This window comes from Bradyrhizobium erythrophlei (assembly GCF_042430365.1).
Taxonomy (GTDB): Bacteria; Pseudomonadota; Alphaproteobacteria; order Rhizobiales; family Xanthobacteraceae; genus Bradyrhizobium; species Bradyrhizobium erythrophlei.
The window spans coordinates 1-2,753 of record NZ_JBHMET010000137.1 but is presented as its reverse complement, the minus strand read 5'-3'; the positions used below and the strand labels follow the sequence as shown (position 1 = coordinate 2,753).

Here is a 2,753-nt window from a genome sequence, read left to right as displayed (position 1 = left end):
TGCGGATTCCGACGAAGTCGCCCGGGTGTACCGATATGAAGTCGCCCGGGGATTCCGAGACGATGTCGCCCACCTTTCCGATTTGATCTCGCCCGGTGACGAGGCGTTCTGGCTGCCTAGGTTCTCTGGCATTGGGCGAGCCGCGCGGTCAACTGGAATCGCGGCTTGAACCTGTTGTGTGTCTGTTGCGGTTGCTGTGGGCATGTGGGCAACGCCTTGGCGTTGTCCAAGCGCAGCGGCATGTCCACAGCGTCACGGGCTCAGGCCTTTCGGGCGGATTGCCGGGTTCGGCGCAGGCTCTCGCCGGTGAGGTCGAGCCGATGGGCATTGTGGACGAGGCGATCGAGCACGGCGTCGGCATAGGTGGGATCTCCAATGAGCACATGCCACTGGTCCACGGGGAGCTGGCTGGTGACGATGGTGGAACGATGACCGTAGCGATCTTCGAAGATTTCCAGGAGGTCGTGACGGGCACCGGCGTCGAGCGGCTCAAGCCCCCAGTCATCGAGGATCAGCAGATCGACGCGGCCGAGCCCGCGCAATAGGCGCGGATGGCGGCCGTCGCCGCGCGCGAGAGCGAGGTCATCGAACAGCCGCGGAACACGTTGATAGAGCACGGACCGATTGTCACGGCAGGCCTTGTGGCCGAGCGCCGAGGCGAGCCAGCTCTTGCCGACGCCGGCCGGACCGCAGATCAGCAAGTTGGTGTGGTCGTCGATCCAGCGGCCCTCGACAAGCTTGACGAACAGCGGGCGGTCGAGGCCGCGCGGGGTGCGGTAGTCGATGTCCTCGACGCACGCTTGCTGGCGCAGCTTCGCGTAGCGCAGGCGGGTGGCGAGCCGCTTGTCGTGGCGCAGCGAGGCTTCACGTTCGAGCAGCAGCGCGAGCCATTCGGCGTGGCCGAGGCTTGCGGCCTCGCCGGTTGCTTCGATGTCGGCGAAGGCCTTGGCCATGCCGTGGAGGCCGAGGGCGTTGAGGCGGTCGAGGGTCGGATGGGTGAGCAAGACGTGATCTCCTAGTTGTAGTAGCGCGGTCCGCGGATGTTGGCATGCAGGATCGGCGCATCGTCCGCGGAGCGCTGGTGAGCGGGACGCCGATCGAGATTGTTGGCGAGGATTGACTTGACCGAGCCGTAGGTGCGCGCGCCGATGTCGATCGCCCGCGCAGCCGCGGCGTCCAGCCGTTCGCGCCCATAGGAGGCGGCGAGCCTGAGGATGCCGAGGCAGGCGCGGAAGCCTTGCTCGGGGTGCGAGCGCTCGTCGAGAATGAGGTCGCACAACGCGCTGGTCGCCGGCCCAATCGCGGCGGCATCCTGGCGGATGCGTGCGATGGTCCAGCCGGCGTAGCGTCGATGGCTGGAGGCCATGTGCTCCGGCACGGTGGTGTGCTTGTGATTGCCGCTCATGCGCTGATGCGCGGCAATCCGCTCGCCCTTGTGGAAGATCTCGACGGTGCGGGCGGTGAACCGCACCTCGACCTCGGCACGCGCGAAGCGATGCGGAACGCTGTAGTAATGCTTCTCCACCTCGACGTGGTAGTCCAGGCTGACGCGTCGGATACGCCACTCGGCGAGCACGTAGGGGCTCGCCGGCAACGGCTTGAGCGCCGGCCGATCGACCTCCTCGAGCAGCCGGCGGCGTGTCACGCCGAGCCGCCGGATCGACCGCTCCTCGTTGAGTCTGGTGAGCAACTCGCCAATCGCCGCGTTGACCTCGGCTAGGCTGTAGAAGATACGATGGCGCAGGCGACCGAGGAGCCAACGCTCGACGACGAGGACGGCTTGCTCGACCTTGGCCTTGTCGCGCGGCTTGCGCGGCCGCGCCGGCAATATGGCGGTGCCGTAATGCGCCGCCATTTCTGCATAGGTGCGATTGATCTCCGGGTCGTAGAGGCACGCCTTGATGACCGCGACCTTGGTGTTGTCAGGCACCAGCAGCGCCGGTACGCCGCCGATCGCCGCGAAGGCGCCAACATGGGCGCTGATCCAGTCGGCGAGCCCCTGCGTCCACGTCGCCTGCGCGTAGGTGAAGCTCGAGGCGCCGAGCACGGCGACGAAGATCTGCGCCATTCTGCGCTCACCGGTGAGACGATCGACCACGACCGGCACGCCGTCGCCGGCATAGTCGACGAACAGCTTGTCGCCGGCCGCATGCGCTTGGCGCATCGTCACCGACAGGCGGCCCTCCCAGGCGCGGTAAAGCTCGCAGAAGCGCGAGTACCGGTATCCGCCGGGCTCGGCACTGATGTACTCCTCCCACAGGATCGACAGCGTCACGTGCTTGCGCTTGAGCTCGCGGTGCACCGCCGCCCAGTCGGGCTCGACGACGCGCCGATGCCCATGCCGACTGCCGTGGCCGGTCTTGGCGAACAGCCGCGATTCCAGGACCGCGTCGGTCACATCGTCCGGCAACGGCCAGGTCAGGCCCGTAGCCTCAAACCGCCGGATCGTCAGCCGCACCGTCGAGGGCGCGGCGCCCACCCGTCGCGCAATCTCGCGGCTCGGCAGACCGGCCGCCTTCATCCTGATCACATCGCGCACACGGCGCATCGCAAGCCTCTCCGTCGGCATCCAGGGTCCCCCTTCGCAAAGCCGAAAGGGTTGACCCTATGGGAGCCAAAAGAGGCCTCGTCACCCGGGCGACATCATCCCGGAATGGTGGGCGACATCATCTCGGAATGGGTGGGCGACTTCAAATCGGAATGGTGGGCGAGATCATCTCGGAATGCTGGGCGACATCGAGCGGAATCCGCAT

2 protein-coding genes are annotated in these 2,753 nt (G+C 66.8%); both read right to left on the bottom strand.

The window, feature by feature from the left end:
- Positions 1-260: 260 nt before the first annotated feature.
- Positions 261-1,004 carry an IS21-like element helper ATPase IstB gene (gene istB / locus ACFFWD_RS20430; protein WP_376968288.1) on the bottom strand — a complete coding sequence of 248 codons (744 nt, stop codon included), beginning with the start codon at positions 1,002-1,004 and terminating at the stop codon, positions 261-263.
- A gap of 11 nt (positions 1,005-1,015) precedes the next feature.
- Positions 1,016-2,548, bottom strand: coding sequence for an IS21 family transposase (gene istA, locus ACFFWD_RS20425; protein WP_376968289.1), 1,533 nt, complete (start codon positions 2,546-2,548; stop codon positions 1,016-1,018).
- Between the last annotated feature and the right edge of the window lie 205 nt (positions 2,549-2,753).

Excerpts from the sequence above, each read along its gene's own strand:
- istA (WP_376968289.1), bottom strand. The coding sequence starts at position 2,548 with ATGCGCCGTGTGCGCGATGTGATCAGGATGAAGGCGGCCGGTCTGCCG.